Raw genomic sequence first — 25,313 nt, 5'->3', positions numbered from 1 at the left:
GTGTACCCCGGAACCGATTTGGATTCCAGACGCTTTACGCGGCTTGAATCAGGGTCGGCTCGATCCGGTTGGCGGCAGAGCCATTGATCCGGTCCAGGGTCTCGCGGATATGGCCGGAATCCCGGTCATCGCCGCTGGTGGTGAAACGGGCGCCGAGGCGATGGGCCAGCCAGCGGCCCACGGTGCCCGACCGTCCACGGCCATTGCGGCAGACCACGAAAAGCTCGGCAATGCCCTTGTCGGCCAAAGAATCGGCAAAGGCGGCGATGGCCACGGCATCGGCGGCGATGAAGGGACGCCAGGGAATGTCGGACCCGAACAGCCGCCCGGCCAGCGCCTCGAACACCGCGCGGTTGCGGCCCCACAGGCGGGTGATCAGATGGCCCTTGACCCCCAGGGCCGAGGAATCCATGTCCCAGAACGCCAAGGTCAGGGTGGAACCCCAACCGGCCTGGGCCAAGCCCCGGCCTTGGGCCCGCCAGTCGTCGGTGGGATCGCAGATGCGCAGCACCGCCGCATCGCTGCGGGGCGACATGCCATCAAACTCACCGACACGGAATGCGGACACCAACATGACAGGGCTCGCGAACATGCTTCGATAATTCAGATATCGTGCATGTTGCATCGCAATGCAAGTGCCGGGATGGAATAGGCCTATGCGTTTTTGGGCGCGGCCTGACGCCGCCCTCAGACGCCGGGCGGGCGCGAGCGCCCTTGGCTTCCGCGGCATAAGCCGCGCGGCGCGTTGCGCCTAGGCCAAAGTCCGATGGTCGGCCTTTGGCCGGATCAACCCCGCAAGTCCAACAAAGGCGGGCAGCGGATGGGTGATCAGCCAGGTGGGGATGGCGGCCAGATAGGGCTGGAAACGCCCATGGGCCTCGAAGCGGGTCCTGAAGGAGGAGGCGCGGAAGGCATCGGCCATGCGCGGCAGGATGCCGCCCGCGATGAACACGCCGCCCTTGGCCCCCAGAGACAGAGCCAGATTTCCGGCCACAGTCCCCATCATGGCGAAGAATGTCTCCACCGCCTCGCGGCTGATGGGACACGATCCGTCCAGCCCGCGCTTGGTGATGACGTCGGGGGTGGAGAACACCGCCTGATGCCCCGACAGGGCGGCGACCGCCTGATAGAGGTTGACCAGCCCCTGGCCCGACAGGACCCGCTCGGCGGAAACATGGTCGAACTGGGTGCGCAAGCGGTCGAGGATGCGGGCCTCGCGCTCGCTGGCGGCGGCCATGGTGACGTGTCCGCCCTCGGTGGCCAGGGCTGTCCACCGACCGGATTCGCCAGGAATCAAGGCCGACACCCCCAGCCCCGTTCCCGGCCCCAGCACGGCAATGGGCAGACCCGCTTGCGCCGCGCCGCCGCCGATGGTCAACAGATGTTCAGGCTTCAGATGGCGTACCGACAGGGCCACGGCGGTGAAGTCGTTGACCACCTCCAGCCGCTCCAGCCCCACGGCCCTTTGGGTCTCGGAGATGGAAAAGCGCCAAGGCGAATTGGTCAGTTCGATACGATCGCCGTCAATGACCGAGGCCACGGCGAAAGCACCGCGTCTGGGTGCGGCGCCCGCGCCCTGATCGGAAAGATAGGCCTTGATGGCCGGAGCCGGGCCGTCGTAATCGGCGCAGCGCAACACGACAGGATTGACCGCCTCCCCGTCCTCGCCCACCAGGGCGAAGCGGGCATGTGTGCCACCGATATCGGCGACCAGGACAAATCCTGATGCACTCCCGCTCATGCCTTCTTCTTCCCCTTGCCGTTCCCGGCCAGCGATTTATAGAGCTCGCGGTACAAAGCCGCCGAACGGCTCCATCCGAAATCCTGGGCGTTGCAAGCCTTGACGATGCGGGTCCACTGATCCTTCTTGGCGTAAAGCCCCACGGCGCGCTCTACCGCCCACTGGAAGGCCCCGGCATTGCAATGCTCGAAGACGAAGCCGTTGGCCTTGCCGGTCATCAGGGTATCGTAACCCGTATCCACCAGGGTATCGGCCAGCCCGCCCGTGGCATGGGCCACCGGCACCGTGCCGTAACGGAACGCGTAGAACTGGGTCAGGCCGCAGGGCTCGAAGCGCGACGGCATCAAGAGCATGTCGCCGCCCGCCATCATGCGATGGGCCAGGGGCTCGGAATAGCCGATGCGCGCCGCCACCTGAGCGGGATGGGCGGCCGCCGCGGCGCGGAACCCGTCCTCCAGCGGACGATCGCCGGTCCCGACGACCGCCACCTGGGCGCCCAGGCGCAGAATATTGGGCAGGGCGGCGAGAACCAGATCCATGCCCTTGTGATCGTTGAGGCGGCTGACGATGACCATCAAGGGCGCATCCGGGTCCTGGGCCAGCCCCAGTTCCGCCTGAAGCGCCGCCTTGTTGCGCGCCTTGCCCGCCGCATCGCCGGGGGCGAAGGGATGATCCAGATGGGGATCCGTGGCAGGATTCCACACCTGATAATCGGCGCCATTCAGGATGCCGGTCAGATCGGCGGCGCGATAGGACAACAGCCCATCCATGCCGCAGCCAAAGGCCGGAGTCTGAATTTCCTTGGCGTAACGCGGGCTGACCGTGGTGATGCGATCGGAATAGAACAGCCCGGCCTTGAGGAAGGAGAGCGTGTCGTAATACTCGAACCCCTCCATGGCATACATCTCGGGCGGAAAGCCCAGGCGCGCCACCATCTCGGGCGGAAACTGGCCTTGATAGGCGATATTGTGGATGGTGAACACCGTCGCCGGGCGCTGCGCCACATTCCAGGCCTGCAGATAGGCCGCCGCCAGTCCCGCCTGCCAGTCATTGGCGTGCAGCACCTGGGGACGCCATTTCACCGGGCTATGCTCGGTACACAGATGGGCCGCCGTCCACGACAGCAAGGCAAAGCGCAGCGCGTTATCGGGCCAGTCACGGCCCTGCAAATCCTGATAGGGGCCACCATCACGCTCGAACAGAGCGGGACAATCCACCAGCCAGACGGGAACGCCGCTATCGGGCAGCTTGCCCGACAGCAGTTGCACCTCGGCCCCCAGGCCGAACGGATCGCCCAGAGACCCGACGGACTTCTTGGCGCCCGAAGCCTTGATGGCCTCGGGATAGCCGGGCAGCAGGATTTTGACGTCCTCCCCCGACTCGGTCAGGGCGGCGGGCAAGGCCCCCGACACATCGGCAAGCCCCCCGGTCTTGACCAGGGGAAACACCTCGGAGGAAACGAAGAGAACGCGCATCGGGAACCCCGTTCGGAGGTTGAAGCACTCCTACCCTCAGCCTATCCCGGATTAGGCCCGCCGTCGAGAGAGGCCGTGCCCCCACATGGCGGCATCGCGCCGCCCGCGATTGTGCGCTCGAGGGGAATGTGGCACCGTCATCGCCAATGAAGAACGTCCAAGGGGTGATGAATGTTTGATCCCACCGAGCGCGGTACCGCCATCGATATCGAGGTCAACGAGCGTCTGCGCCGCACCCTGGCGCTGATTCTGGCCGGAGGGCGCGGCGCGCGCCTGATGGACCTCACCGACTGGCATGCCAAACCGGCCATCCCCTTTGCCGGAAAGTTCCGCATCGTCGACTTCACCCTTTCCAACTGCATCAATTCCGGCATCCGCCGCATCGGGGTTCTGACCCAGTACAAGGCCCATTCCCTGCTGCAGCATATCCAGCGCGGCTGGGGTTTTCTGCGCGGCGAATTCAACGAGTTCATCGAACTGCTTCCCGCCCAGCAGCGCACCCAGGGCGAGGACTGGTACAAGGGAACCGCCGACGCGGTGTTCCAGAATCTGGACATCATCCGCGCCCACCGGCCCGAACACGTGCTGATCCTGGCTGGCGACCATGTCTACAAGATGCATTACGGCAAGATGCTGGCCCATCACCTGGCGGCCGGGGCCGACGTCACCGTCGGCTGCATCGAAGTGCCGCTGGAAACCGCCAAGGGCTTCGGCGTCATGGCCGCGGACGAGGACGACCGGGTCATCCGCTTTGACGAAAAGCCCGCCAATCCGCAGCCCATGCCCGGCCATCCCGATCAGGCCCTGGCCAGCATGGGCATCTACATCTTCAATTACCAATTGCTGCACGACCTGCTGATCAAGGATTCCACCTCGGCCGAGACCAGCCACGATTTCGGCAAGGACATCATCCCCGCCCTGGTCAAGAGCCACCGGGTCATTGCCCATCACTTCCAGGATTCCTGCGTCATGCACGAAGGTGCGCGCGAACATTACTGGCGCGACGTCGGCACCATCGACGCCTATTGGGAGGCCAATATCGACCTCACCACGGTGACGCCCGCCCTGAACCTTTACGATGAGAGCTGGCCCATCTGGACCGACCAGCCGCAATCGCCGCCCGCCAAATTCGTGTTCGATTCCGAGCACCGGCGCGGCATGGCGGTGGATTCCCTGGTGGCGGGCGGCTGCATCGTCTCGGGCGCCGTGGTGCGGCGCTCCATGCTGTTCTCCAATGTCCGCGTCAACTCGTTCTGCGTGGTCGAAGACGCCGTGATCCTGCCCAACGTCGATATCGGCCGCCATGCCCGCCTCAAGCGCTGCATCGTCGACCAGGGCGCGGTGGTGCCGCCCGGCCTGGTGGTCGGCGAAGACGCGGCGCTGGACGCATCGCGCTTCCACCGCACCGAAAAGGGCATCACCCTGGTGACGGCGGAGAGGCTGAAGCTGCTGGGGGCCTAAGGGGAAACAGGCATCATTCGATGACGGCATCCGGCACCGTATGCGAATACGGTCGATGAAGCGTCGCGCCATGCGGGGGAGGATCAAGCTGCCCTGGTCAGGCCGCGGCGGAACCATCCTGAAGCGTGAAGAACAATGTCGTTCCCTCGCCGGGAATGGATTCCAGCCAGATGGCTCCACCGAAACGATGAACGATCCGCCGACAGAGTGTCAGACCGATACCGGTGCCTTCCCTGCGGGAGGTCGGGTCCAGGCGTTGAAAAATCTCGAATACTTTTTCCTGATATTGCGGCTCGATACCGATCCCGTTGTCGGTCACGGCAAACCGCCAGCGGCCTGAGGATACGCGCATTGCAGAAACCGAGATCACAGGCTTTCTGTCCGCCGCACCATACTTGATGCCATTGCCCACCAGATTCTGGAACAGACTGACCAAGTAGGTCTGATCGGCCATTACCAGTGGCAAATCATCAACGTTCACCTCTGCCTCAGATTTGGCGATCTCAAGCTCGAGATTTTTAAGCGCTTGAGTGATGGCTTCGGTCGCGGATATCGGTGTCAGCGGGGCGGATTGCCGAGACACGCGGGAAAATTCAAGGAGATCGCTGATCAACTGGGTCATGTGCTTACCGCCATCGACAATGAAGCCGATGAAGGCATCGGCGTCTGAATCGATGCGGCCCTTGTAGCGACGCTCCAGCAACTGAGCGAAACGGACGATGTTTCTCAGTGGGGTTTGAAGGTCATGGGATGCGACATAGGCGAACTGCTCGAGATCGGCGTTGGATTGCTCGAGGGTCCGGGTCTTGGCCTCCAGTTCCTGATTTTTGTGGGCAATGTTACTGTGAAAGCTTTCCACCATCCGGTGAGAGATGTGGGAGAATTTCCATCCGATTGCCAGTGAAATGACAATCCCCGTCAAGGCGGCGAGTACGGTTACCAGCACCTTATTCCGGATGCTTTCGTCCAGCGCGGCTCTGCGGCTTGCTATAGTCGCGGCCAGATCGTCGAGGTATAGGCCAGCGCTGATGACCCAGTCCCAATCCGGAACCTTGGAGACATAGACCAGTTTTGTCGACTTGTTCGATGTGCCTCCATCGATGGCCCAGTCATAGCGGACGAAACCATCCCCTTTCTGTCCTTGATCGAAGATCGTATGGGCGACGGCCCGCCCATCTGACGGGAGCTCATCAATCAAATGATCCTCGCTCTCCTGTCGCGACGGAGAGACCAGGACCTTCTCCCCAGGGCCATAGATCACGAAATACCCCTTGGCATGGGGTCCAAAACGCAATCCCCGAAGCCGGTTTCGGGCCTCGGCTTGAAGCACTTGGTCCACGTCCGAAATATACTGCCCGGTACCGATCAGCCAATTATAGGGTTCAAACTTACGGACATAGGCAATCTTCTCGAGCATCTTCTTACCGCTGCCCGGCGCATACCAACGATAGCGCGAGAACCCTTCTCCGCTGGGATTGTTGGCCGCACTGATCAGGCTTCGCATGATATAGGTTCCGGCATCGTCCCGATTATTCAGGAGCGATGTGCCCTCAAGGTTCGGATTGATGGGCAGCAGCAGACAATTCCCGTCCATGTCATCGACGAAATAGTATCCCTTTCCGTTGAAAAAGCGGATGGGACGAAGGGCTTCGATCACCAGACGCTTCACCTCGCCTTCTCCCAAGCGTCCCTGCTCGCGGTCATAGAGCGCACTGCTCAGCGCATAGGCTTGGTCGACTTGATCGGTGATTTGCCGCCTGAGGACTTCCTCGGTGCTGGCCTGCATGGTTCTCAGGAAGTTCTTGGCAGTCTCGACCTGGCGGATCAACTCTTCCTTCATCGCCTGGGTTTCCTGCTCTTCCAAGGCGAGGAGGCTGGCGTCGTATTCACTGCGGGCCTGAGTGATTAACAGCCCCCCCAATGCTAGGGCCATCACCGCGACGATAATCGCCGAGGAGAATAGTTGGAGCTTGAAAATTTGCCGCTCATTCCCCTGCACGGGTGCCCCCTGTCGGATGACGTGCGATTGTCCCCCCAGGCAAACGAGGACGGAGCCTTAGTAGGGCATTATCGTGTAATACAAAGGGGGTATGTTGCCACGCAAAAATACGCAAATCACAAGAGCGGCTTTGTGCCCTGGGATTTGGATCGATCCCACCGGCAAGGTCTACGAATTGGTCCACCCGACCGGTCCCACAGCATCCGTTCCGCTTTGCGGCCATGTCGGTCAGCCAATAACCCAAGCGCTGCGCTCGTGAAGCGCGCTTGGCGGGCTGCCTCACCGCGAAACGGAATAGTGCGAATAAGGCGATACTAATGTAGCTATAAATCCCGGCATCATCCTGCCCCTCCAACCAGGGATGGATTTTAAAATATCCGATTGCCGTTTAAGCATTTCCTTCGCTATACCCATTCGCAGGGAATGAAAATTTCTGCGGCCATTCTGCTGACGCGGCCCCCACGGAAGGACTGGACCCATGACGTTGCGTTTCCGTCTGTTCGCCATGCTGGCCTTCATCTTGGTGACTTTTGCGGCGGCCCTGGTGGTGGCCCAGAGGTCCATCGGCACTCTGAATGCGGCGGTGGAAGAAAACTCCCGTTCGGTAAAGGGCTTCACCGCGAAGGAAGTGGTGCTGCTCGGCCAACTTTACAGCCTTCGGCTTGAGGTTGTTCAGGTCCAGCAATTCTTCAGCGATGTCTCTGCCACACGGGGGCAAGATGGGCTGGATAGCGGCTTCGCCGAAGCCGAGGAGCATGCCAAGGCGTTCCGTGAGACGTTGGCCCAGGCCCGCGCCACCGCCAAGGCCGGGGGATTGACCGAGGCGGATGCCCTCCTGGCGCGGATGAGCCAGGATTTCGAGCCCTACTACGCCACCGGCCGGCGTATGGCCGAGGCCTATGTCGCTGGCGGGCCAGGAACCGGTAACCCGCTGATGCCCTCCTTCGACGCGGTTTCCGACAAAATTCAGGGCGAGGTCAAGGACGGCGTCGATCTGGTCCGCGCCCGGGTTGACGAGGTCGCCATCAAGCTGGCCGGGGAATCCGAGGCCACGGTGGAAAGCTCTGGCCGGGCGACCACCCTGGTTCTGGCTTTGGGCCTATTGGCGGCGCTGACCGCCGCCATCGTCGGTATACCGGTGGTGCGCAGCGTCACCCGCGCCTTGGGCGGGGTCGAATCGGCTATGAAGGCGATCGCTACGGGCGACACCGATCAGGAGCTGCCGTCCCACACCGGCATGGCCGAAATAGATAACATGATCACCTCGCTCGGCTGCTTGCGCGAAACCTCGGTGGCTTCATTCCAGCAAAGCCAGATGCTCGACCAGATGACGGCGCGCGTGATGATGGCTTCGGGGCCGGATCTCACCATCTCGTACCAGAACAAGGCCAGCCGCGAACTCCTCTCCACCCTGGAAAGTCATCTGCCCTGCCCTGCGGCCGAGGTGGTCGGCAAATCGGTCGATATCTTCCATAAGAATCCCGAGCATGCCCGGCGCATCCTCCAAGATCCGACCAAGCTTCCGCACGTGGCCAATATCAGTCTCGGGCAGGAGGTCATCGAACTGAACGTCAGCGCCATCCTTGACCGAAAGGGCCATTATGTGGGCCCTCTGCTCACCTGGATGCCGGTGACGGAAAAAGTCCGCATGGCGGAAACCTTCGAGCGCGAAGTGGGCTCGGTGATCACCGTGGTCAAGGAGGCGGTGGGATCGATCTACAATTCGGCCTCGACCTCGGCCCAGCGCCAGGAATCGGGAACCTCGCGCTCCCTGGGGGTGGCCGACACGGCCTTGCAGACCACCCAGAAAGTCGAAGGGCTGGCCGCCGCAGTCGAAGAACTGGGAGCCTCCATCGCGGAGATTTCCCGCCAGGTCACCAATGCCAATGAGGTGTCGGGCGACGCCGTCAACGATGTGGACGGCGCGGCACAGCAAATCAAGCTGCTGTCCGATTCCATTCAGGAGATCGGCCATGTCGCTGGCATGATCGGCGATGTTGCCAGCCAGACCAATCTACTGGCCTTGAACGCCACCATCGAGGCTGCACGGGCTGGCGAAGCCGGAAAGGGCTTCGCGGTGGTGGCGGGCGAGGTTAAGCATCTGGCCAATCAGACCGCCAAGGCCACCGAGGAGATTGCCAGCCGCATCGCTGGCATCCAGGAACAGACCCGCGTGGCGGTGACGGCCTTCGAGCGGGTCCGGGGCGGCATCTTGTCGGTCAACAACATCTCGACCGGCATCGCCGCCGCCATCGAAGAACAATCGGCGGTGACCGCCGAAATCACCCGCAACGTGACCGGCGTGGCCGACGACATGGTGCATGTGTCCTCTGCCATTTCCGAGGTGACGCTGGGTTCGCTCAAGACCGGCGCAGGGGCTATCGAGGTTCTGTGGTCGGCCGATTCGCTGCAGGATGCCTCCGAGACTCTGGACCGCCAGACCCAATCCTTCCTTGCCATGGTCCGTCGCTGACCGGAGAACGCCACAATGCCCCTGAACCACACACTATCCCGGAACGGCAACGTCCTGACCATCAAGCTTTCCGGCGACTTTTCCTTTTCCGAGAACATGGCCTTCCGCACGGTGGTCGACGCGGTGGTGTCGTCCGGCGCCAGCTCGGTCGAGGTGGATCTGACCGGCATCGGCAGTCTGGATTCGGCGGCGCTCAGCATGCTGATCCTGCTGCGCGAGCGCTTGGCCAAAGCTGGCGGAACGCTTACTCTGGTCAAGCCGCCGCCGCAGGTCGACCGCATCCTCGAAGTCGTCGATTTCGGTAAGCTCTTCACCATCGTCCGCTGATATGGGATCGGCGCCGCCGTCGGGGGAACGATCGGTCTTAGACGCCTCGATTCTGGTGGTCGATGATCTCGAAACCAACCGGATGATGATTTCCGCCCTCCTGGCCCGGCACGGTTTCACGCAGGTGAAATGCGTCGATGGCGGCGAGGCGGCTCTCGCGGCGCTGTCCAGCCAGCGGGTGGATTGCCTCCTGCTCGATCTGGTGATGCCGGGGATCGGCGGCCTTGAGGTTTGTCGGCGGGTGAGGAGCAATCCAGCGCTGGCCGGGCTGCCGATTCTGATCCAGACGGCTATGACGGCGCGCGACGAGGTCCTGGCTGCCTTCGATGCCGGCGCCACCGACGTCATCCACAAGCCCTTCGACCCACGGGAGTTGGTGTCAAGGGTGTCGGTCCATACCGCCAATGCACTGATGAGCCGCGCCATGCGCCTCGACAATACCCGCATGGTGAACGAACTGGCCGAGGCGGCCCTACTGATGACCTCGGTGTTGCCCCGCACCGAAACTCTGAAGGCCATAAGGACGGCAGCGGGGATTGCCTTTGACTGGTTCTCGCGTCCCTGCTCGGCGGTTGGCGGCGATTTGTGGCAAGCATGGCTGCTGGGTGGCGGCAAGGTGGCGCTGTTCTTCGGCGACGTGTCCGGCCACGGAATAGGCGCGGCACTTCGCGCCTTCTCGACCCATTCCGTTCTGTCGCCATTACCCTCTTTTGCCGATGATCCACTGAAAATGGCGGCGTTGCTCGACTGCCGACTGGTCTCGGTGGATCGCGACCACCACCATTTCGTCGCTGGCGTCTATGGCGTGTTCGACCGGGTGGAGGGCTGCTTCAGCTATGTGGCGGCGGGGCTCAGAAACGCTGTTCTGCTGCGTGCCGATGGACGCCGCGAGGCGCTCAAGCTGTCGGGTTTGCCCTTTGGGCTGACCGAAGATGCTGGACGCCAATTGGGGAGAGTGGCCATCGGCAAAGGCGACCGCCTGTTGATCTACAGCGACGCCTTGGTCGAGCAGGCCGCAGAGGGCAGCATGACGGAAACGGCCCTGGCCGGTTGGATAGAGGAGCAGGTGGCCCGGGCTGGCGAGACGGGCGAAGCCGAGGTGGCCCGACACCTTGGCAAGACCTTTCTGGCCAGCAATCCAGATTGCGCCGACGACCTGCTTTTGGTTTCAGCGACCTTTCCCGATTATCCGGTCTTGGTGAACGGACGACCGCTCCATCCCTTCACCGGTCCGGCCGAGTTGCTGCCCGGGCACGGTGCCAGTCTGCTGGTGGTGGACGATATGCCCATGAACCGCAAACTGCTCGATACGATGCTGAAAGCCGAAGGCTACGCCATCGCCGAGGCAGAGGATGGTCTCGTCGCCCTTGAGCGCCTGCAAGCCGAGCCCGAACGCTTCGACGCCATCCTGCTCGATCGCCAGATGCCGCGGATGGACGGCATGACCTTGCTGCGGCATTTGAAGTCAGATATCAGACTGGCTCAGATTCCGGTCATCATGCAGACCGCCTTCGGTTCGTCCGAAGATATCGCCGAGGGAATTCAGGCCGGAGTCTTTTATTATCTGGTCAAGCCGCTGCAATTGCAGATTCTGAGTTCGGTGGTCAAGGCGGCGGTGGCCGATCATCGCCGAGCCCAGAAGCTGCGGACCGATCTTCGCCGACAAAGTGGGACCCTGGCGCTTCTGGAACAAGGCGAATTCGCCTTCCGCACCCTCGCTGAGGCGGATTGGCTGGCGGTTGCCCTGGCCAGTTTATGCCCCTGGGCCCCCGACGTTGTGACCGGCCTATCGGAACTGATGGTCAACGCGATCGAGCACGGCAATCTGGAAATCAGCTACCAGGAAAAGACCGAGTTCCTGACTTCGGGACGCCTGATCGAGGAGATCGAGGCGCGGCTGGCGCGTCCGGATCTGGGAGACCGGCGCGCCAGTATCGCGGTGAGCCGTGAACCCCAGGGATTGCGCTTCACCGTTCGCGATCAGGGACCGGGATTCGACTGGCGTCCCTATATGGACATTTCACCCGAGCGGGCATTCCACTCCCACGGCCGTGGTATCGCCATAGCTCGTCGGCTGTCCTTCGATACCCTGGCATACCATGAACCCGGCAACGTGGTCGAAGTCGCGGTCGCGATGCCGTCTTAGATCGAGACATCGCAATCATCAATGGGCCGCAAGATGCGGCGAGACCACTCAGGCCAACTCGGCATAGATTCCAAGACGTTCTCGAAGGGTTTCGAGCATCTCATCGCGAATAGGATCCCGCGTCCCCCGAACCCATGCGGCGGCCAGAGGAAGCTTGTTCATGCCGCCTCCGGCGGTCACTTCGAGGGGGATATATCGCACCCCGGTGACAGCCATCCGAGATGTCCAACGCGGCACGATAGCGACACCGATATTGGCTGCGACCAGATTGACGATCGTCTGCTTCTCTTCCGCCAACTGGGCGACCCGCGCCTGCAAGCCAGCTTCGGCGAACAGCTTCATGGTCAGGTCATGGCTGTGCGGACGGGATCGACGTTCTGGAACGATCAGGGGCTGGTCGGCCAAATCCTGAACCGTCACCTTGTCGTACTCAGCCAAGGAGTGATGCTCGGGAACCGCCACAACCGCCGTCTCGTGGAACAGGAACAGGAGCTCGATACTTTTATCCGGATGTTCCGGCGGGCGGACCAGGGCAAGATCAATCCGCCCCGATAGAAGGCGCGGGAGCAGGCGGATCGACTTGTCCTCGACAAGCTGGATCACCACATCGGGGCGCTTTTGGCGAAAGTCGTGAAGCAGCAGAGGGATCAGCCCGGCCGAGGCGCTGTCGATGGCCCCGATTTTAAGTGTCGTGGCCCGGTCCCGTCCGCGTCCCCGGAACCGCTTGGCGATGGCCTCGGCCTGGGCCAGCAGGGCGCGGGCATCGTCCAGCAAAACGGCGCCATCGTCGGTCAGCGCCACATTGCGGGTGGTCCGCGTCAGCAGGCGCGTGCCGAGGTCTTCTTCCAGCATGCGGATATGGCGGCCCAAGGCCGATGGCAGCATGGCGAGACGCTGCGCGGCCTTGCCGAAATGAAGCTCCTCCGCCACCGCGATGAAGCACCGAAGCTGATGCAGATCCACGACCTCTCCTCCCGGCCCGGATTGTATCATTTTTTTGTATAAACCTGCGCGATTTATCGCGGCCGGATCACAAGACTACGATCACCTCCAGGATCAAGCGCGGATGTCGCGCCAAGTATCTGCAATGCCCAAGGAGGTTGAGCGTGACAAGTCAGGCGCCCGTCGAGGTCATGACCGACATCATGACCAAGTTTACATCCTATATCGGTAAGCGGCTGCCCACCGATATCAAGGAAAAGCTGGCCGATCTACGGGAGGCGGAGACCAACCCCATGGCCAACGTCTTGTTCGATTCCATGGCTGAAAACCAGGAGGCGGCGGACAAGCTGAACCGGCCGAGCTGCCAGGATACCGGCGTCATCCAGTATTTCATCACCGCCGGAGCCAAGTTCCCCCTGCTGGGCGAGTTGGAAGAAATCCTGCGCAATGCCACCCTGGGCGCCACCAAGCTGGGTCCCCTGCGGCACAATGCGGTGGAAGCCTTCGACGAAAAGAATACCGGCACCAATACCGGGTCACGCATTCCGTGGCTGGATTGGGAGATCGTCCCGAACGACGACGGCGTGATCATCGACGTCTACATGGCTGGCGGCGGTTGCACCCTTCCGGGCGCTTCGACGGTGCTAATGCCGGGCCAGGGATACGAGGGCGTCGTCGATTTCGTCTTCGACGTGGTCACCTCGCGTGGCATCAACGCCTGCCCGCCCTTGTTGATCGGGGTTGGGGTCTCGACCTCGGCGGAGACGGCGGCGCGCCTGTCCAAGAAGGCGATCTTGCGTCCCGTGGGGTCCCATCATGACAACGCCAATGCCGCCAAGATGGAAACCCTGCTGGAAGACGGCCTGAACGAGCTGGGCATCGGCCCGCAGGGCCTGACCGGCAACAGCAGCGTGATGGGGGTCAACATCGAATCCTCGGCGCGGCATCCGTCCACCATCGGCGTGGCCGTCTCCACCGGGTGTTGGGCCCATCGCCGTGGCCGCATCCGCTTCAATGCGGACCTGTCCTACGAAATCGTCTCGCATGAAGGAGTGGTGCTGTGAAGAAGATCCTGACGACGCCCATCAAGGACGAAGATCTGGCGGATCTCAATGTCGGCGACATCGTCTATCTGACCGGCCGCCTGGTGACCTGCCGCGACGTGGCCCACCGCCGCCTGATCGAACAAAAGCGCCAGCTTCCCGTCGATCTCAAGGGCGGGGCCATCTTCCACGCCGGTCCCATCGTGCGAAAGACCGATGAGGGCGACTTCGAGATGGTCTCCATCGGCCCGACCACCTCCATGCGCATGGAGAAGTTCGAAAAGCAGTTCATCAAGGAAACCGGGGTCAAGCTGATCATCGGCAAGGGCGGCATGGGGCCGGAAACGGTTGCCGGATGCGCCGAGGACAAGGCGGTGCATGCGGTGTTCCCCGGTGGCTGCGCCGTGCTTGCCGCCACCAAGGTCGAACGGATAGAAGGCGCCGAATGGCAGGACCTGGGCATGCCGGAGACCATGTGGGTCAACAAGGTCAATGAATTCGGCCCCCTGATCATCTCCATCGACACCAAGGGCAACAATCTGTTCGAGCAGAACAAGGCCCGCTTCAACGAGAAGAAGGGTCCGATTCTCGAGCGGATCAAGAGCCAGGTGGGCTTTATCCGCTAAGTCTTGAATTCAGCGCCGCTCCCGCACCATGTCCCGATGAGGTCGCCTCGTCGGGACTTTTCGTTGCCATCGGCGTCCCTTACCTGGCTGCGGGATTATATCATTTTTTTGTATAAACCTGTGCTGTTTAAGCCCGCCGGATTGCTCGCGTACCATGCTCGTCAAGATCAGGCGTGATACCGCGCCAAAGATAAAACAATGCTGGGCGAGGAGTCTGTCCAATGAATACGGATTTGGAAAAGCGCGTGCTGCGCAGGATCAGCTGGCGCATCGTCCCCTTTATCATGCTCCTGTATTTCATCGCCTATATCGACCGGGTGAATATCGGTTTCGCCTCGTTGACCATGAACAAGGAACTCGGCTTTTCATCCTCGGTCTTCGGCTTTGGCGCAGGCATCTTCTTCTTCGGCTACTTCCTGTTCGAAGTGCCGTCCAACCTGATCTTGAACAAGGTCGGCGCACGCCTGTGGATCACCCGGGTGATGATCACCTGGGGCTTGATCTCCGGTGCCATGGCCTTCGTCCAGAGCAGCACCAGCTTCTACGTCATGCGCTTCTTGCTGGGCGCGGCCGAAGCGGGGTTCTTTCCCGGCATCATCCTCTATCTCAGCTACTGGTTCCCCGCCCGCCACCGGGCCGGGGTCACGGCGTTCTTCATGGCCGCTGCCCCCATTTCCACCGCTCTGGGCTCTCCCATCTCCGCCGCCTTGCTCGAGATGAACGGCGTCATGGGGCTGGCCGGTTGGCAGTGGATGTTCATCATCGAGGCCATTCCCGCCCTGATCCTGGGTGTGGTGGTGTTCTTCTTCATGACCGACCGCCCGGAAAAGGCCGCATGGCTGGCCGATGACGAACGCGAATGGCTGGTCAACGCCATGAACGAAGAGGCGGCGGCCAAGTCCGGTCATGCCAAGCACAGCGTCTGGCGCGGATTGGCGGACCCTCGCGTTCTGGCCCTGGCCCTGATCTATTTCGGCACCTCAGCCGGTCTTTACACCCTGGGCATCTGGGCGCCGCAGATCATCAAGCAGATCATCAAGCAGCTTGGCGTGTCGTCCATGACGGTGGGCCTGCTCAACATGATCCCGCCGACGGTTTCGGTCGTCGCCATGGTCTTGTGGGCGCGTCATTCCGACCGCACCGGCGAGCGGACCTGGCATGTGGTCGGCGCCTGTCTGGTGGCCTCCGCTGGCCTTGTCTTCGCGGGCAATGCCGACGGCGTCGTCACCGTCATCCTGGCCCTGACCCTGGTCAATATCGGCATCAGCGCCGCCAAGCCGCCATTGTGGAGCATGCCGACCATGTTCCTGTCCGGCTCGGCCGCCGCCGCGGGGATCGCCACCATCAATTCCATCGGCAATCTGGGCGGCTTCGCCGGTCCCGCCATGATCGGCTGGATCAAGGACCTGACCGGCAGCTTCATGGGCGGGCTTTATTTCGTCGCCGGGCTTCTGGCTGTCTCAGCGGTGACGACCCTGCTGCTGGCCCGCTCCCAGCGCAATATTGGATAGGAGGGAGCTATGCAAGAAGGAATCACGATGACACGGCGCGGTTTCTTGGCAGGAGCGGCTGCGATGACCGCTGTGGCGACCAAGGTCTCTGCGGCGGAAGGCAGTGCGACGGGACTAGACGGCATACGGGCGCTTGCCTTTGACGTGCAGGGCACCTGCGTCGACTTCTTTCAGCCCATCTTGCGCATGGGCGAGACGGTGAACCGTGCCAAGGGCCTTGACCTCGACTGGGCGGCGCTGTCCGCGGAGTGGCGGGATCTTTACCGCATCGGCCTCGACAAGGTCATTTCCGGACAGCGGCCCTGGCTGCGGGTCGATGCCATCTATCGCGAGGCGCTGGATATCTTACTGGAGCGTCGTGGCCTCTCCGGGAGATTCACATCTGACGAGCGCGAGGAGATGAATCGGGTATGGACCCGCCTCGATCCCTGGCCGGACAGTGTGGAGGGGCTTACACGGCTAAGGCGGCGCTTCCTGACGTCGACGCTGTCCAATGCTGGTATGGCGGCGGTTGTCGCGGTGGTCAAGCACGCGAGCCTTCCCTTCGATGCCGTTCTGACGGCCGAATTGGCTCACACCTACAAGCCGTCGCCTGCCGTCTATCAGGTCGCAGTGGACTATCTGGGGTGCCGTCCCGATCAAATTTTGATGGTGGCCTGCCATAAATACGATCTGAAGGCGGCACGCGCCTTCGGAATGCGCACAGCATTCGTTGCCCGACCTCTTGAATTCGGACCCGCGGCCAAACCGGATATCTCACCGGAACCTTGGTTCGATCTCTACACGGACAGTTTTACCGCCCTGGCGAATGCCTTGGGGGCGTAATACCGAACCGCGGCGGGTGGAGCCCATTGTCGGTCGGCTGGGCTCAATAGAGACATGTGGGAGAAAGCATGATGCGGACCTATGCTATCGCGGCCATTCCGGCCGATGGAATCGGCAAGGAAGTGGTGGCCGCTGGCCTGGAGGTTCTCGATGCCCTTGCCAAGCGTGATGGAGGCTTTCGCCTGAATGTCGAGTCCTTCGACTGGGGCTCGGATTACTACAAGAAACACGGCGTGATGATGCCGGAGAACGGCCGTGACACGCTGAAAAAGTTCGACGCCATCTATTTCGGCGCGGTGGGCGCGCCCGACGTTCCCGATCACATCACCTTGTGGGGGTTGCGCCTCAACATCTGCCAGCCCTTCGATCAGTACGCCAATGTGCGCCCGACCCGCATCCTGCCGGGCATCAAGAGCCCGCTGGGCAATGTGAGGCCCCAGGATCTGGATTGGGTCATCGTCCGCGAGAATTCCGAGGGTGAATACGCGGGCCAAGGCGGCCGCTCCCATCGCGGCTTCCCCGAGGAGGTCGCCACCGAAGTGACCATCTTCACCCGCGCCGGGGTGACGCGGATCATGCGCTTCGCCTTCAAACTGGCCCAGTCGCGTCCCCGCAAGCTGCTGACCGTGGTCACCAAGTCCAACGCCCAGCGCCACGGTATGGTGATGTGGGACGAGATCGCCGCCGAGGTGGCCGCCGAGTTTCCTGACGTTACCTGGGACAAGATGCTGGTCGATGCCATGACCATGCGCATGACCTTGAAGCCGGAAACCCTGGACACCATCGTGGCGACCAATCTCCACGCCGACATCCTGTCCGATCTGGCGGCGGCGCTGGCTGGCTCGCTTGGCATCGCGCCCACCGCCAACCTCAATCCGGAGCGCAAGTTCCCGTCCATGTTCGAGCCGATCCATGGGTCCGCCTTCGACATCACCGGCAAAGGTATTGCCAACCCCATCGGCACCTTCTGGACCGCCTGCATGATGCTGGACCATCTGGGCGAGACGGCGGCCTCGGCCCGACTGATGCGGGCCATCGAGCGGGTCACCGCCGATCCGGCGCTGCACACGCCAGACCTCGGCGGCAAGGCGACCACGCGGATCGTCACCGATGCCGTAATCGCGGCAATCAAGGCCGATAACGAATAGGCCCGACGACAGGGGGGCGAAGGAGGAAGACCTTCGCCCCGTTGGCCTTTCACCCAAGCCACGGATGGATCGATCATGACCCAATCCCCCAGGGATCTGCTGCGACGGATGTTCGATGCGGCCGTCGCTGCCGCCCAGCCGGCCCATTGCGTTCCGGCGCACCTGCCCGCCGCCCCCAAGGGGCGCCTGATCGTCATCGGAGCCGGAAAGGCATCTGCAGCCATGGCCCGAGCGGTCGAGGACAACTGGTCGGGCGAGTTGTCCGGGCTGGTGGTCACCCGCTACGGCTATAATGTTGCGTGCGCCCGCGTCACCATTGTCGAGGCGGCTCATCCCGTTCCCGATGCAGCCGGGCTGAATGCCGCTCGGAGAATGATGGATCTGGTGTCAGGGTTATCCGCCGACGATCTGGTGTTGTGTCTGATCTCGGGTGGTGGTTCGGCGTTGTTGCCTTTGCCGCTGGATGGCCTGACGCTGGAAGATAAGCAGGACGTCAGCCGCGCCCTGCTCAAATCCGGCGCGACCATCAGCGAAATGAACTGCGTCCGTCGCCATCTGTCGGCCGTCAAGGGCGGCCGTCTGGCGGCGGCCTGCCACCCGGCCCGGGTGGTGACGCTGCTGATTTCCGATGTCCCCGGCGACAATCCCATGGATATCGCTTCGGGGCCGACAGTGGCCGATCCCACCACTTGCGCCGATGCCCTGGCCATCATCCGGCGCTATGGCATCGTGGTTTCCGACAAGGTTCTCGACATTCTTGAGGGCGGACTGGGCGAAAGCATCAAGCCGGGCGACCCCAGATTGGCCAAGACCGAGACGCGCATCATCGCCGCACCTCAGATAGCACTGGAAGCCGCGGCCAGACTGGCGCAAGACGCCGGATTCGCCGCCCATATCCTGGGCGACAGCATCGAGGGCGAGGCCAAGGATGTGGGCACGGTCATGGCCAACGTAGCGCTTCAGGTGGCCAAGCGCGGCCAGCCCTTCACGCCACCCTGCGTGCTGCTATCGGGCGGCGAGGCCACGGTGACCGTCCGGGGCCAAGGGCGCGGCGGCCCTAACGTGGAATTCCTGCTGTCCCTGGCCGTCGCCTTGAACGGACAGCCGGGAATTCATGCCATCGCCGGAGATACGGATGGCGTCGATGGCATGGAGGATATCGCAGGCGCCATCATCACGCCCAACACCCTATCGCGCGCCTGGGTCATGGGGATCAAGCCCAAGGACAGTCTGGCGGCCAACGACGCCCACCGCTTCTTCCAGGCCTTGGGCGATTGTGTGGTAACCGGCCCGACACTCACCAATGTCAACGATTTCCGGGCGATTCTGATCGCCGACAAGGACAGCTCCCCATGAGACAGAAGCGCAATACCCGTATCGTCGCCACCTTAGGGCCAGCCAGTTCCCGCCCGGAAATGATCCGCACGCTGTGGGAGGCTGGCGCCGATGTCTTTCGTCTCAATTTCAGCCATGGCAGCCATGACGACCACCTGGAGCGGTTCAAGGAAATCCGCCGCCTGGAGGCCGAACTGGGTCGCCCCATCGCCATCCTCGCCGACCTTCAAGGGCCGAAGCTGCGGCTTGGCGTCTTCAAAGCGGGCAAGGTGGTCCTGAAGCCGGGCCAGACCTTCCGCCTCGATCTGTCGCCAGAGCCGGGCGACACCACCCGCGCCCCGCTGCCGCACCCGGAAATCCTGTCGGCCCTGACCCCCGGCTCGGAGCTTTTGCTAGATGACGGCAAGGTCCGGCTGCGGGTCGAGGCTTGCGGTTCGGACTTCGCCGAGACGGTGGTGGTGGTGGCCGGTCCCTTGTCCGACCGCAAGGGCGTCAACGTCCCCGATGCGGTGATTCCCCTGTCGGCCTTGACCGAGAAGGACCGGCACGACCTTGCCTTCGCCCTGGAACTGGGTATCGACTGGATCGCGCTGTCCTTCGTGCAGCGGCCCGAGGATGTGGAAGAGGCCCGCGCCCTGATTGGCGAGCGCGCCCGCATCCTGTCCAAGCTGGAAAAGCCTTCGGCCATCGACCGCCTCGACGAGATCGTCGCCTTGTCCGACGCGGTGATGGTGGCTCGCGGCGATCTGGGCGTCGAATTGCCGCCCGAGGATGTGCCCGGCCTGCAAAAGCGCATCATCCGCTCGTGTCGCGCTGCCGGTAAGCCGGTGGTCGTCGCCACCCAGATGCTGGAATCCATGATCGAGGCGCCCACCCCGACGCGGGCCGAGGCGTCCGACGTGGCCACCGCCGTCTTTGCCGGAGCTGATGCGGTGATGCTGTCGGCGGAATCCGCCTCGGGCCGTTATCCGGTCGAGGCCGTCACCATGATGAGCCGCATCATCAGCCGGGCCGAAAGCGATCCCAATTATCTCGACGGGTTGGGCAGCGGTTGCGCCAAGCCCGAGGCCAACGACGCCGACGCCATCAGCGCCGCCGTCTGCCAGGTGACCGGCATTGTGTCGGTCGCCGCCATCGTCGCCTACACCACTTCGGGCTTCACCACCTTACGGATCGCTCGTGAACGCCCGGCATCGCCCATCCTCAGCTTAACCCCCAACGCCGCCACGGCCCGCCACGTTGCCTTGGCTTGGGGCGTCCATTCCGTCCACACTGAAGATGCCGCCAATGTGGAGGACATGGTCGCCAAGGCGTCAGGGATCGCGACCCGAGAGGGTTTCACCGAGGACGGCAAGCCACTGGTGATCATCGCGGGCATGCCATTTGGAACCGCCGGGTCAACCAACCTGCTGCGCATCGTGCGCGTGCCCAGAACTTCGCTCTGACCAACAGCTTTGGAATTTGCGGCGCCTTCCGCCGCAATGACCCAGGTTCGGCGAATATTTATTGCCCTGGGTTTCCAAAAGGCCTTGCCTTATGGCGGGGGCGGGCGGAGACCGGCCCCCTACTTCCCCGCTTTCTCGATCTGACGCCACTTGGCCACGTTGGCGTTGTGTTCGTCGAGCGTGCGGGCGAAGGTGTGGCCGCCGGTGCCGTTGGCGACGAAGTAGAGTTCGTCGCTTTTGGCCGGGTGCAGTACGGCTTCCAGGGAAGCGCGGCCGGGATTGGCGATGGGGGTCTTGGGGAGACCGTCGATGGTATAGGTATTCCAGGGGTGATTGGTCTGAAGTTCGGCCCGCGTCAGGGGGTGGTCCAGTTCGCCCAGGCCGTCCGAGACGCCGTAGATCACTGTCGGGTCCGACTGAAGCCGCATATTGCGGGCCAGACGGTTGTAGAACACGGCGGCGACGCGGGGGCGTTCGGATTCGGTGCCGGTCTCGCGCTCGACCATGGAGGCCAAGATCAGCGCCTCCTCCTTGCTTTTGAGCGGCAGACCGGGGGCACGGGCCACCCACAGCACGTCGAGCGTCTGGGTCATGGCCTTTTCCATGCGGGCGATGACGTCGTCGCGCAACTCGTCGCGGACCATGTGCCAGGTCTCGGGCAGCAGGTGGCCCTCGGACACTTTGCGGGTGATGGGACCGGCCAGGAAATCGGCCTCGCTGACCATATCCAGCACCTGACGCGTGGTCAGTCCCTCGGCCACGGTCAGCTTGTGAATCACCACCTTGCCGTCGGCGATGATGCGCATGGCCTCTTCCGGCGAGACCTGGGCGGGAAAGGCGTATTCACCGGCCTTGAGGGTGACGCGGCGCAATTTCACGCCTGCGGCAAAGACGTAGCGCGACGAGATCACCCCGGCCCCTTCCAGGGAGTGGGCGATAAGCTCGGTGCCCGACCCCTTGGGGATGATCACGATCACCGGCTTAGGCGACGGTCCCGGCGCGGTGAAACGGCGATGGCCTTCCCAGGCGGCCCAGCCGAGCCCGATCAGGATGATGGCCAGGACACCGGCGACGATCTTCATCCACGGCTTCATTGCTCATCCTCCAGACAAGACAAAGGCCCCCGGATGATCGGGGGCCTTGCCTGAACATACAGCGTCAAAACGCTCAGTAGCCGCGCAACACCAACGAGGCGTTGGTGCCGCCGAACCCGAACGAGTTGGACAGCGCCACCTTGATCTTGCGCTGCTTGGCCTTCAGCGGAACCAGATCGATATCGCAGCCCTCATCCGGATTGTGCAGATTGAGGGTCGGCGGCGCGACCTGATCACGGATGGCCAGCAAAGAGTAGATGGCTTCCACCGCGCCCGCCGCGCCCAACAGATGGCCGATGGCCGACTTGGTAGACGACATGGAGAGCTTGTAGGCGTGATCGCCGAACACCTGCTTGACCGCGCCCAGCTCAATGGTATCGCCCATGGTGGCGGTGCCGTGAGCATTGACGTAGTCGATCTCGTCCAGCGACACCCCGGCCCGCTTGATGGCGGCCCGCATGGCGCGCACGGCGCCGTTGCCGTCCTCGGCGGGAGCGGTGATGTGATGGGCGTCACCGGACATGCCGTAGCCGATCACCTCGCCATAGATCTTGGCGCCGCGCTTCTTGGCATGCTCGAGTTCCTCGAGCACCACGATACCGGCGCCCTCGCCCATGACAAAGCCGTCACGATCCTTGTCCCAGGGGCGCGAGGCCTCGGTGGGACGATCGTTATAGCTGGTGCACAGCGCCTTGGCGGCGGCGAAGCCCGCAATGCCAAGACGGTGAACGGCCGCCTCGGTACCGCCAGCGACCATCACGTCGGCATCGTCGAACATGATCAGACGGGCGGCATCGCCGATGGCGTGGGCACCCGTGGCGCAGGCCGTGACCACCGCATGATTCGGCCCCTTAAAGCCGTAGCGGATGGAAACATGGCCCGAGACCAGATTGATCAGGGCGGCGGGAATGAAGAAGGGGCTGATGCGGCGCGGACCGGATTTCTCCAGCGTGATGGCGCCGTCGGCGATATTGGGAAGACCACCGATACCCGACCCGATCATCACGCCGGTCCGTTCCAGCGATTCGGAATCGGTGGGCATCCAACCGGAATCCTCCACGGCCTCGGAAGCTGCGGCCAAGCCATAGACGATGAAATCGTCCATGCGGCGGCGGTCCTTGGCGGGAGCGACGGCATCGAGATCAAGCTCGCCCGGATTGGTTCCGCGCGGCACGACACCGGCGATTTGGGCGGCGAGGTCTGAAACATCAAAGGCGTCGATACGACGGATACCGGACTGGGCGGCGATCAGACGCTCCCAGTTGGTGTTAACACCGTTACCGAGCGGAGTGGTCAGGCCGAGGCCGGTGACGACGACACGTCTCATGGAACCCTGGCTTTCGGAAAGTGTCTGGGACAAAGGATAAGAACGCCGGACCCGCCATGGGCGGCCCGGCGTCCGCAAATCCGTTTAGGAATTCGCCGTGATGAAATCGATGGCGTCCTTGACCGTGAGGATCTTCTCGGCGGCGTCATCGGGGATCTCAACGGAGAATTCTTCTTCGAAGGCCATCACCAGCTCGACGGTGTCGAGGCTGTCGGCGCCCAGGTCATCGATGAAGGAGGCGTTCTCGGTCACCTTGGCCTCTTCAACGCCCAGATGCTCGACGACGATCTTCTTAACCCGTTCAGCCACGTCACTCATTTGCGAATCCTCGAAAAGTCTCGTCAAAGGGAAAACTGTTTAATGCGCCGGTCCGGTGCGTGCCCCAACAGGCGGAAAGTGCCCGTCTGTACCATACTTTTTTTGGCATTGCCAGCATCGGCAGCCTTATTTTTGACACCTTTTAGATCGCCCTCAACCGGCGGGCGGACATCCTTGTCCCCCCGCCGCATTAAGGTGCGCGGCCCCTTGGGCCCAACCAAGATGCCAAGACGGCATCTTGGTTAGATCATTGCCATGCCGCCGTTGACGTGGAGCGTCTGCCCCGTCACATAGGCGGCCTCGGCGCTGGCGAGATAGACCACCGAGGCGGCAATCTCCTCGGCCGTACCCATCCGCCCGGCGGGAATGCCCGCGTTCAGCTTGGTCTTCTGGTCATCGGACAGCACGTCGGTCATGGCCGAACTGATGAAGCCCGGCGCCACGCAATTCACCGTGATGTTGCGGCTGGCCACTTCCTGGGCCAGGGCCTTGCTCATGCCGATCATGCCCGCCTTGGAAGCGGCATAGTTGACCTGCCCCGGATTGCCGGTGACGCCCACGATGGAGGTGATGTTGATGATGCGGCCCCAGCGGCGCTTCATCTGGCCTTTCACGGCGGCGCGCGACAGGCGGAAGGCGGCGGTGAGATTGACGTCCAGCACCGTCTGCCAGTCCTCGTCCTTCATGCGCAGCACCAGACCGTCCTTGGTCAGGCCCGCGTTGTTGACCAGGATGTCGATGGAGCCCAAGGCGGCCTCGGCATCCTTGGCAAGTTGCTCGACAGCCGCCCCGTCGGACAGATTGGCGGGCAGCACATGGACGCGCTCGCCCAGTTCGGCGGCCAGGGCGTCAAGAGCCTCGCGCCGGGTGCCGTGCAGGCCGACAGTGGCCCCCTGGGCATGCAGGGCTTTGGCGATGGCGCCGCCGATGCCGCCCGAAGCGCCGGTCACCAGGGCGGTCTTGCCGGTAAGATCGAACATGGGTTCCCCCTAACTTAAAGAGACGCGAGGAAGGCTTCGATATCGGCGGGGGCGCCCACCGAAGAGCCGGTCAGTTCCTTGTCGATGCGCTTGGCCAGACCGCCCAGCACCTTGCCCGCGCCCAGTTCCACCAGCGAGGTCACGCCCTCGGCCTTCATGAACAGCACGCTTTCGCGCCAGCGCACAGTGCCGGTGACCTGACGGACCAGCAGGTCGCGGATGGCGGCCGGATCGGTGACGCGGGCGGCGGTGACATTGGCCACCAGGGGAATGCGGGGCGCCTTCATCTCCACCTTGGCCAGGGCCTCGGCCATGGCATCGGCGGCGGGCTGCATCAGGGCGCAATGGAAGGGGGCGGACACTGGCAGCGGAATGGCCCGCTTGATCCCCTTCTCGGCGGCGATCTTGATGGCGCGGTCCACGGCGCTCTTATGGCCGGACAGCACAACCTGGGAGCCGCCATTATCATTGGCGGCCTCGCAGACCTCGCCCTCGGCGGCCAGGGCGGCAATTTCACGCGCCTGCTCCAATTCCGAGCCCAGCAGAGCGGCCATGGCGCCCATGCCGACGGGCACGGCCTTCTGCATGGCCTGACCGCGGATCTTCAACAGGCGCGCCGTATCGGCCACGCTGAACGTCCCGGCAGCGGCCAGAGCGGAGTACTCGCCGAGCGAATGACCTGCCACGAAAGTGGCGGCCTTGGCCAGATCGAACCCGCCCTCGGCCTCCAGCACCCGGACCACGGCCATGGACACCGCCATCAGGGCGGGCTGGGCGTTCTCGGTCAGCGTCAACTGGTCCTCGGGACCCTCGAACATCAGGGTGGAGAGCTTCTGCGACAGGGCGTCGTCCACTTCCTGGAACAGCTGGCGGGCGGGGGCAAAGGCCTCGGCCAATTCGCGGCCCATGCCGACAGCCTGGGATCCCTGGCCGGGAAAGACGAACGCGCGGGTCATGGAAAACTCCCCTCGAAACGATTGGTGGGCGAGAAGAAAGGAGAAAGCACCGCCGCCTGTCAAGCAATCCTTGGCCCCGCGCCGCATCCGCTTGCATCCCGATTCGATTTGTGTATAGTGCGCGGCTTCCAACCCTTGCCG

The 25,313-nt window shown here is 63.0% G+C and carries 21 protein-coding genes; 11 read left to right on the top strand and 10 right to left on the bottom strand.

What is annotated here, in order from left to right; genetic code table 11:
• Positions 1-34 precede the first annotated feature (34 nt).
• From CCC_RS09085 to glgA, 3 genes are all read right to left on the bottom strand, one after another.
• Complete coding sequence (locus tag CCC_RS09085) at positions 35-574, bottom strand: hypothetical protein (protein ID WP_041040954.1); 540 nt, start codon at positions 572-574, stop codon at positions 35-37.
• 177 nt (positions 575-751) lie between these two features.
• The gene (gene glk / locus CCC_RS09080) at positions 752-1,741 is read right to left on the bottom strand and encodes a glucokinase (RefSeq protein ID WP_009868928.1); all 990 of its coding nucleotides are present in this window, start codon (positions 1,739-1,741) and stop codon (positions 752-754) included.
• The gene (gene glgA, locus CCC_RS09075) at positions 1,738-3,216 is read right to left on the bottom strand and encodes a glycogen synthase GlgA (protein ID WP_009868929.1); all 1,479 of its coding nucleotides are present in this window, start codon (positions 3,214-3,216) and stop codon (positions 1,738-1,740) included. Before glgA ends, glk begins: the two co-directional genes overlap by 4 nt.
• Before the next feature lie 171 nt (positions 3,217-3,387).
• Here glgA and glgC point away from each other — a divergent pair, with 171 nt between their 5' ends.
• On the top strand, positions 3,388-4,677 hold the full coding sequence (gene glgC / locus CCC_RS09070) for a glucose-1-phosphate adenylyltransferase (protein WP_009868930.1): 1,290 nt from the start codon (positions 3,388-3,390) through the stop codon (positions 4,675-4,677).
• Positions 4,678-4,774: 97 nt separating this feature from the next.
• Here the strand turns inward: glgC and CCC_RS21165 are convergent, their stop codons facing one another.
• Positions 4,775-6,676, bottom strand: coding sequence for a cache domain-containing protein (locus tag CCC_RS21165; protein ID WP_082036567.1), 1,902 nt, complete (start codon positions 6,674-6,676; stop codon positions 4,775-4,777).
• A 478-nt stretch (positions 6,677-7,154) separates the two neighbouring features.
• Here CCC_RS21165 and CCC_RS21160 point away from each other — a divergent pair, with 478 nt between their 5' ends.
• The 3 genes from CCC_RS21160 to CCC_RS21730 are packed head-to-tail and all read left to right on the top strand — an operon-like array spanning position 7,155 to position 11,622.
• Positions 7,155-9,149, top strand: a complete 1,995-nt coding sequence (locus CCC_RS21160) for a methyl-accepting chemotaxis protein (RefSeq protein ID WP_052473062.1) — start codon at positions 7,155-7,157, stop codon at positions 9,147-9,149.
• A gap of 15 nt (positions 9,150-9,164) precedes the next feature.
• Positions 9,165-9,476, top strand: a complete 312-nt coding sequence (locus CCC_RS09055) for an STAS domain-containing protein (RefSeq protein WP_009868933.1) — start codon at positions 9,165-9,167, stop codon at positions 9,474-9,476.
• A gap of 1 nt (position 9,477) precedes the next feature.
• A complete protein-coding gene (locus CCC_RS21730; RefSeq protein ID WP_082036566.1) occupies positions 9,478-11,622 on the top strand; it encodes a response regulator in 2,145 nt (714 codons plus the stop codon).
• A 48-nt stretch (positions 11,623-11,670) separates the two neighbouring features.
• On the opposite strand, the gene CCC_RS09045 is transcribed toward CCC_RS21730, so the two are convergent.
• A complete protein-coding gene (locus CCC_RS09045; RefSeq protein WP_009868936.1) occupies positions 11,671-12,585 on the bottom strand; it encodes a LysR family transcriptional regulator in 915 nt (304 codons plus the stop codon).
• Positions 12,586-12,728: 143 nt separating this feature from the next.
• On the opposite strand from CCC_RS09045, the gene ttdA reads away from it, so the two are divergent.
• From ttdA to pyk, 7 genes are all read left to right on the top strand, one after another.
• Positions 12,729-13,628, top strand: coding sequence for a L(+)-tartrate dehydratase subunit alpha (gene ttdA / locus CCC_RS09040; RefSeq protein WP_082036565.1), 900 nt, complete (start codon positions 12,729-12,731; stop codon positions 13,626-13,628).
• On the top strand, positions 13,625-14,233 hold the full coding sequence (ttdB, locus tag CCC_RS09035; RefSeq protein ID WP_011385543.1) for a L(+)-tartrate dehydratase subunit beta: 609 nt from the start codon (positions 13,625-13,627) through the stop codon (positions 14,231-14,233). Before ttdA ends, ttdB begins: the two co-directional genes overlap by 4 nt.
• A gap of 221 nt (positions 14,234-14,454) precedes the next feature.
• Entirely contained in the window at positions 14,455-15,744 is a 1,290-nt protein-coding gene (locus CCC_RS09030; RefSeq protein ID WP_041040951.1) for an MFS transporter, read from the top strand.
• 9 nt (positions 15,745-15,753) lie between these two features.
• Entirely contained in the window at positions 15,754-16,569 is an 816-nt protein-coding gene (locus tag CCC_RS09025) for a haloacid dehalogenase type II (RefSeq protein WP_201773297.1), read from the top strand.
• 68 nt (positions 16,570-16,637) lie between these two features.
• Positions 16,638-17,717, top strand: a complete 1,080-nt coding sequence (locus CCC_RS09020; protein WP_009868941.1) for a tartrate dehydrogenase — start codon at positions 16,638-16,640, stop codon at positions 17,715-17,717.
• A gap of 75 nt (positions 17,718-17,792) precedes the next feature.
• Positions 17,793-19,073 carry a glycerate kinase type-2 family protein gene (locus tag CCC_RS09015; protein WP_041040950.1) on the top strand — a complete coding sequence of 427 codons (1,281 nt, stop codon included), beginning with the start codon at positions 17,793-17,795 and terminating at the stop codon, positions 19,071-19,073.
• Positions 19,070-20,497, top strand: a complete 1,428-nt coding sequence (gene pyk / locus CCC_RS09010; protein WP_041040948.1) for a pyruvate kinase — start codon at positions 19,070-19,072, stop codon at positions 20,495-20,497. The genes CCC_RS09015 and pyk overlap by 4 nt, the downstream gene beginning before the upstream one ends.
• 119 nt (positions 20,498-20,616) lie before the next feature.
• Here pyk and mltG read toward each other — a convergent pair whose 3' ends face one another.
• The 5 genes from mltG to fabD all read right to left on the bottom strand — a co-directional run bounded on the left by mltG (position 20,617) and on the right by fabD (position 25,172).
• Complete coding sequence (gene mltG, locus CCC_RS09005; protein WP_041040946.1) at positions 20,617-21,591, bottom strand: endolytic transglycosylase MltG; 975 nt, start codon at positions 21,589-21,591, stop codon at positions 20,617-20,619.
• 73 nt (positions 21,592-21,664) lie between these two features.
• On the bottom strand, positions 21,665-22,918 hold the full coding sequence (gene fabF, locus CCC_RS09000) for a beta-ketoacyl-ACP synthase II (protein WP_041040944.1): 1,254 nt from the start codon (positions 22,916-22,918) through the stop codon (positions 21,665-21,667).
• 84 nt (positions 22,919-23,002) lie between these two features.
• Positions 23,003-23,236, bottom strand: a complete 234-nt coding sequence (locus tag CCC_RS08995) for an acyl carrier protein (RefSeq protein WP_008615764.1) — start codon at positions 23,234-23,236, stop codon at positions 23,003-23,005.
• 242 nt (positions 23,237-23,478) lie between these two features.
• Entirely contained in the window at positions 23,479-24,216 is a 738-nt protein-coding gene (gene fabG / locus CCC_RS08990) for a 3-oxoacyl-[acyl-carrier-protein] reductase (protein WP_009866977.1), read from the bottom strand.
• 14 nt (positions 24,217-24,230) lie between these two features.
• Complete coding sequence (gene fabD, locus CCC_RS08985) at positions 24,231-25,172, bottom strand: ACP S-malonyltransferase (protein WP_041040941.1); 942 nt, start codon at positions 25,170-25,172, stop codon at positions 24,231-24,233.
• Positions 25,173-25,313: the final 141 nt, after the last annotated feature.

Origin of the sequence: Paramagnetospirillum magnetotacticum MS-1 (assembly GCF_000829825.1) — a bacterium.
Lineage (GTDB): Bacteria > Pseudomonadota > Alphaproteobacteria > Rhodospirillales > Magnetospirillaceae > Phaeospirillum > Phaeospirillum magnetotacticum.
This window is presented reverse-complemented; position numbering and strand designations above follow the sequence as displayed.